The 6,555-nt window shown below is 61.7% G+C and carries 4 protein-coding genes; all 4 read left to right on the top strand.

The annotated features are described in order from the left end of the window. The first annotated feature begins 250 nt into the window (after positions 1 to 250). The 4 genes from FS320_RS15895 to FS320_RS15910 all read left to right on the top strand — a co-directional run bounded on the left by FS320_RS15895 (position 251) and on the right by FS320_RS15910 (position 6,361). Positions 251 to 1,228, top strand: a complete 978-nt coding sequence (locus FS320_RS15895; RefSeq protein WP_244627173.1) for a tripartite tricarboxylate transporter substrate-binding protein — start codon at positions 251 to 253, stop codon at positions 1,226 to 1,228. A 77-nt stretch (positions 1,229 to 1,305) separates the two neighbouring features. Further along, positions 1,306 to 2,388, top strand: coding sequence for a tartrate dehydrogenase (locus tag FS320_RS15900; protein ID WP_152712824.1), 1,083 nt, complete (start codon positions 1,306 to 1,308; stop codon positions 2,386 to 2,388). A gap of 66 nt (positions 2,389 to 2,454) precedes the next feature. Beyond that, positions 2,455 to 3,531, top strand: coding sequence for a tartrate dehydrogenase (locus tag FS320_RS15905; RefSeq protein ID WP_152712825.1), 1,077 nt, complete (start codon positions 2,455 to 2,457; stop codon positions 3,529 to 3,531). Positions 3,532 to 3,937: 406 nt separating this feature from the next. Next, positions 3,938 to 6,361 carry a penicillin acylase family protein gene (locus tag FS320_RS15910; RefSeq protein WP_152712826.1) on the top strand — a complete coding sequence of 808 codons (2,424 nt, stop codon included), beginning with the start codon at positions 3,938 to 3,940 and terminating at the stop codon, positions 6,359 to 6,361. The last annotated feature ends 194 nt before the right edge of the window (positions 6,362 to 6,555 follow it).

The following is a 6,555-nucleotide window of genomic DNA, read 5'->3' on the forward strand; positions in this document are numbered from 1 at the left end:
TTCTTGCAACTTCCATACAAGGATGAATGGATGGTTGACAAAGGGGCGGATGAGGAGCAGCTTTCTTGCATGCCAACTTCCATGGAAGCTGTGGAACCATAAGAACAGCCAGCCAAGCGCTCACGAGAAGCGGGGGGCATTAGGAGGCAAGGGCGCAGGAATCCGAGGTGTATCACCGAGGACCGAGCTTTGCCGACAGGCGAGCGGCGCCGATCTCCGACAACAAGAATCTTTAGGGAAGGAAATGCCTATGAAGAAAGCTCTCTTCACCCTCACGGCGGCCTTGGGATTCCTTGCGACGGCCGCACAGGCACAGGGAACCTATCCGACGCGGCCGATCACCCTAGTGGTACCGTTCGCGGCCGGCGGCACGACCGATGTGGTGGCGCGCCTCATGGCCGATCATATGAGCCGCACGCTCGGTCAGCAGCTGGTGGTCGAAAACGTCACCGGAGCGGGGGGCACCGTCGGCGTCACCCGCGTCTCCAAATCCGAACCGGATGGCTATACGATTCTCATGGGCAATCTTGGAACGCAGGCGGCAAGCGTCGGCCTCTATCCCAAGCTGGCCTACGATCCGCGTACCGACTTCGAGCCGATCATGAACTCGGCGGCAACGCCGATGCTCGTGGTCGCGAAGAAGGACCTGCCGGTCAAGGACTTCAAGGAATTCATCGCCTACCTCAAGGCCAATGCCCCCAAGATGAACTACGGTTCCGGCGGCGTCGGCTCGACCTCGCACCTGACCTGTCTGTTCATGGAATCACTCCTGGGCGTGAAGCCTCAGCACGTGCCGTTTCGCGGCTCGGGTCCGGCGTTGAACGCGCTCCTCGGCGGCCAGGTCGACTATGTGTGCGACCAGACGGTCGCGATTGTGCCGACGGTGCAGGCGAAAGAAGCCAACGGTCTGGTCGTCGCGGTGCAGAACCGCCTCCCGGTTGTCCCGGACGTTCCGACATCGGCCGAGCAGGGCTTGCCGCAGTTCCAGGCGACCGGCTGGAACGCGCTCTTCGCTCCGAAGGGAACGCCCAAGGAGATCGTCGCGAAGCTGAATGCCGCCGCCAAGGCGGCGCTGAAGGACGAGACGACGCGCAAGCGCCTCCTCGATCTCGGCGCCGAGCTCCCAGACGAAGCGGGTCAGACGCCCGAGGCACTCGCCAAGCTCGTGAGTTCCGAAATTGACAAATGGGTTCCAGTCATCAAGGCCTCAGGCGTTACCGGACAGTAACAACCGAGGGCGGATGCGAGTGGCTCCAGCATTCGCATCCGCCCTCGAACCAATCATGAAGGACGGACGGGTTTCACATGGCATCGGATCAAAGGAAGCAGTATCGGCTGGCAGTCATTCCAGGTGACGGCATCGGCAAGGAGACGACACCGGAGGGCGTCCGAGTTCTGGAGGCTGCCGCCAAGAAGTTCGGCTTCGACCTGCAGCTCGATCACTTCGACTTCTCATCCTACGACTACTACGCCAAGCACGGCCGCATGCTGCCGGAGGATTGGAAGGCGCAGATCGGCTCGCACGATGCCATCTTCTTCGGCGCCGTCGGCTGGCCGGAGAAAATCCCGGACCACGTCTCCCTCTGGGGCTCGCTGCTGCAGTTCCGGCGCGAGTTCGACCAGTACATCAACCTGCGGCCGGTGCGCCTGATGCCGGGGGTGCCGACACCGCTCGCGAACCGCAAGCCCGGTGACATCGACTTCTGGGTCGTGCGCGAGAACACCGAAGGCGAATACTCGTCCATCGGCGGCAAGATGTTTCCCGGTACGGAACGTGAAGTCGTCATCCAGGAAACCGTGATGACGCGCATCGGCGTCGACCGTGTGCTGCAATTCGCCTTTGATCTCGCTCAGAAGCGCCCCAAGAAGCATCTGACCTCGGCCACGAAGTCGAACGGGATCTCGATCACGATGCCCTATTGGGACGAGCGTGTGGAAGAAATGGCCAGGCGTTATCCGGATGTGAAATGGGACAAGTACCACATCGACATCCTCACGGCTCATTTCGTGCTGCATCCCGACTGGTTCGACGTGGTCGTCGCGTCGAACCTCTTCGGAGATATCCTGTCCGATCTCGGACCGGCCTGCACGGGCACCATCGGCATCGCGCCCTCGGGCAACATCAACCCGAACAGTGCTTTCCCTTCGCTCTTCGAGCCGGTTCACGGTTCGGCGCCCGACATTGCAGGGCAGGGGATCGCGAATCCCATCGGACAGATCTGGGCCGGCGCCATGATGCTGGAGCATCTCGGCGAAGCGGAAGCGGCGGCCGCCATCGTCCAGGCTATCGAGGATGTCTTGAGCGAGCAGACCCTGCGCACCCGCGATCTCGGCGGGAATGCCGGAACCGAGACCACAGGCAAGGCCGTGGCCGACGCGCTCGGCTGATCAGGAAGAGTGACGAATCGATCCTCGGTCGCCGCACGCCGGCGGCCGCACAAACCAGGTGCAATCATGAACAGCTATAAGATCGCAGCCATTCCCGGAGATGGAATCGGCAAGGAAGTCATCGCGGCCGGAGTCGAGGTTCTTCAGGCCTTGGCGGCCCGCTACGGTGGCTTCAAGCTGGATTTCGAGTCCTTCGACTGGGGCTCGGACTACTACAGGAAACATGGCGTCATGATGCCGGAGAACGGCCGCGAGACTCTCAAGAGTTTCGATGCGATCTATTTCGGTGCCGTCGGTGCGCCCGATGTCCCCGATCACGTCACGCTGTGGGGCTTGCGCCTCGCGATCTGCCAGCCCTTCGATCAATATGCGAACGTACGCCCGACGCGCATCCTGCCGGGAATCGAGGGACCCCTGCGCAACGTGGCGGCGAAGGATCTCGATTGGGTGATCGTGCGTGAGAATTCCGAAGGCGAATACGCCGGCCAGGGCGGACGCTCGCATCGCGGCCTGCCGGAAGAGGTGGCGACGGAAGTCTCGATCTTCACCCGCGCCGGCGTCACGCGGATCATGCGCTTTGCCTTCGAGGTGGCGCGCTCGCGTCCGCGCAAGCTTCTCACCGTGGTGACGAAGTCGAATGCGCAGCGTCATGGCATGGTCATGTGGGACGAGATTGCGGCGGAAGTGGCTGCGGACTATCCTGACGTGACCTGGGACAAGATGCTGGTCGATGCCATGACTATGCGCATGACGCTGAAACCCCAGAGCCTCGACACCATCGTGGCGACCAACCTGCACGCCGATATCCTGTCGGATCTCGCGGCGGCGCTGGCGGGGTCGCTCGGCATCGCGCCCACGGCGAACCTCAACCCGGAGCGCAGGTTCCCGTCGATGTTCGAGCCGATCCATGGTTCGGCTTTCGATATCACCGGCAAGGGCATCGCCAATCCGGTTGGCACGTTCTGGACGGCCACGATGATGCTGGAGCATCTCGGCGAGAAACCGGCCGCCGAGCGTCTCATGCGAGCCATCGAGCGGGTGACTGCCGATCCATTGCTGCATACGCCCGATCTCGGCGGTTCGGCCACGACCCGGCAGGTCACGGACGCCGTGATCGGCGCCATTCACGGGGACAATGTGTAAGAGAGCAGGTTCTCTGGAACCGCATACCTGCTCGAGTTGAACAAGGACTGCGCTCACGTGGGTGAGCGCAGTCCTCGACGGGATCGAGCTCCGATATAACTTAAATGACTGCGGCCATGCACAGCGACAGACACGCCTCCTCGAAGGCGGCCCTGATACGCATTGCTATGCTTGCAATGCCCATCCGGTCGGGCTGGCGTTCCACGACTATCGTCGTTCGAGCGTTCGCAGAACTAGCGTGGGAGCCTTGAGCGACAAGCTTCATCATCCTGATACCTGCCCCATCAGAAATGCAATTGTCCGTGACCCGGCAAAGGACCGAGCATCGGGTTCGATTGATTCCCGAACGCCACTCCAATCCTGGAGAAAATGGGAACGATTGGTTTCGCTCAGGGAGGACGACTCGATGAGGGCTTTGACCAGAATCGCATGCCTGGTGCCATATGTGGGCGCGCTGCTCGCAAGTACGGCAATTCCAGCTTCCGCTGACATGTCGAGTGCGGTTCGGACCACATCGCAGCAGGCGAAGGGGCTCCAGGCTCCGGCTGAAATCATCGTCGATCATTGGGGCATCCCGCACATCTACACGGAAAATCAGCACGATGCCTTCTTCATGCAGGGCTATAATGCTGCACGCGACCGGCTCTGGCAGATCGACCTCTGGCGCAAGCGTGGCCTTGGCTTGCTCGCGAAGGATTTCGGCCCCGCTTATGCGGATCAGGACCGGGCCGCTCGCATGTTTCTCTATCGCGGTGACATGGACAAGGAATGGGCTGCCTATGGGCCCAAGGCCAAAACCTATACGGAAGCCTTCGTCGAGGGTGTGAATGCTTTCGTGCAGCAGGTCCGGGACGGCACACGCCCTGCTCCGGTGGAGTTCAAGATTGCTGGAACGCAGCCCGACTTGTGGAAGCCGGAAGATGTGGTTCGCATCCGCAGCCATGGACTGACCCGCAACGTGGCGTCCGAAGTCCGGCGAGCTCAGGTCGCGTGTGCGGCCGGTCTCGACGCCGACCGCCTGCGCACCAAGTTCGAGCCCGAATGGCAGACATCTGTCCCGGCAGGTCTCGACCCGTGCTCGATCCCCAAGGACGTCCTGAACGACTACGAGCTCGGCACGAAGGATGTCTCATTCGCGCCACAGCAAAAGAAAGCCTCTCTGGACACGCATGAGGACTTTCTCAACGAGGCGATGGCGAACATCGACCGGATCGGATCGAACAACTGGGTTGTCGCAGGCAATCGAACAGCAACGGGCCGGCCGATCCTGGCGAACGATCCGCACCGTGCTCATGGCGTGCCGTCCCTGCGCTATATCGTGCATCTGAATGCACCCGGGATGTCCGTGATCGGAGCGGGTGAGCCAGCGCTGCCGGGCATCTCCATCGGACATAATGGGAAGATCGCATTCGGTCTGACGATCTTTGGGATCGATCAGGAAGATCTCTACGTCTACGAGCTGAACCCGAGCAACCACAACCAGTATAAGTTCCGTGACGGCTGGGAGGACATGAAGGTCGTGCGGGAGACGATCGAGGTCAAAGGCGAGCAGCCGCGCAATGTCGAACTGCTCTTCACGCGCCATGGGCCCGTGTTGTTGAGGGATGACGCCAAGCAGCGGGCATTTGCCATGCGCTCGGTCTGGTTCGATCCCGGCACCTCAGCCTATTTCGGCTCGTCGGACTACATGACGGCTCAGAACTGGAACGGCTTCCTGGAGGCCATGAATCGCTGGGGGGCTCCCTCCGAGAACCAGGTCTACGCCGATACGGACGGCAATATCGGCTGGGTTCCGGGTGGCCTGGCCCCCAAGCGAGTCAGCTATGACGGCCTGATGCCGGTGCCTGGCGATGGCCGCTATGAGTGGGAGGGGTTCATCCCGATGTCCGACCTCCCGAAGGAGTACAATCCTTCTCAGGGCTTCTTCGCGACCGCGAACCAGAACAACCTTCCTCCCGACTATCCGGTGAACGAGCGCAGAATCGGCTTCGACCAATGGGCCGACCCTGCGCGGTTCCAGCGCATCACGGAGGTGCTTCAGGCGAAGCCTAAGTTCACGTTGGCGGATGCCATGGACCTGCAGAACGACGACACGAGCATGCTTGGACGCAGGCTCATTGTGCTGCTCAAGCCTCTTCGTTCGGAGGATCCGAAGCAGCGGGCTGCTCTCGAGTTGCTGCAGAACTGGGACGCGAAGGAGACCGCCGACAGCGCCGGAGCCGCGCTCTTCGAGGTTTGGACCGGTAAGCATCTGGGCCGGGCAACGGTTGCCGCAACAACGCCGGAGGCGGCACGCGCCATCATCGGCAACGGCAGTCTCTCGGCCATTGTCGATTATCTGGAGAAACCCGACCAGGCTCTCGGGGCCGATCAGTCTGCGGCCCGGGACAAGATCCTGCTCACGAGCCTTTCCTCTGCAGCGGATGAAGTCGGCAAGCTGCTGGGCGAGGACATGGCGCAATGGAAGTGGGGCAACCTGCATCAGGCCGAGTTCAACCATGCCTTGAAGCCTCTCGCCGACAAGGCGACGCAGGCGCAGATGACCGTTGGACCGCTCGTGATGGGCGGCGGCAACAACGTGCCTCATGCGGCGGGCTACAACACGTCCACGTTCAAGGTGACGTCCGGTGCATCGTTCCGCATGGTGCTCGATGTGGGAAACTGGGACGACAGCCGGGCGATCAACACACCCGGCCAATCCGGCAATCCCTACAGCCCGCACTACCGTGATCTCGCACCACTCTGGGCGACGGGCGATTACGTGCCGCTGCTCTATTCCCGGGAGGCCGTGGAAAGGGCTGCGAGTGAGCGCCTCCGACTGACCCCATAAGGTCGATCTGGTTGGAGAGAATAAATTTTCCAGCTGCGAGAAGGACCGGCCATTGGCCGGTCCTTTTCGTGTGCCGAGCATGTTCGACAGCTTGGAGGTGCAAGTCCTCTACCCAGCCTGATGGCGGCGAAGGGTTAGCAAAGCGCAAGGGCGCCACCGCGAGGTGGGGTCTGAAGGAAGCGTGGAGCAAAACC

The organism is Microvirga tunisiensis, from assembly GCF_009296175.1.
Classification (GTDB): Bacteria; Pseudomonadota; Alphaproteobacteria; order Rhizobiales; family Beijerinckiaceae; genus Microvirga; species Microvirga tunisiensis.

Coding starts and splice junctions, on each gene's coding strand:
- FS320_RS15905 (WP_152712825.1), top strand. CDS start 2,455: ATGAACAGCTATAAGATCGCAGCCATTCCCGGAGATGGAATCGGCAAG.
- FS320_RS15900 (WP_152712824.1), top strand. CDS start 1,306: ATGGCATCGGATCAAAGGAAGCAGTATCGGCTGGCAGTCATTCCAGGT.
- FS320_RS15895 (WP_244627173.1), top strand. CDS start 251: ATGAAGAAAGCTCTCTTCACCCTCACGGCGGCCTTGGGATTCCTTGCG.
- FS320_RS15910 (WP_152712826.1), top strand. CDS start 3,938: ATGAGGGCTTTGACCAGAATCGCATGCCTGGTGCCATATGTGGGCGCG.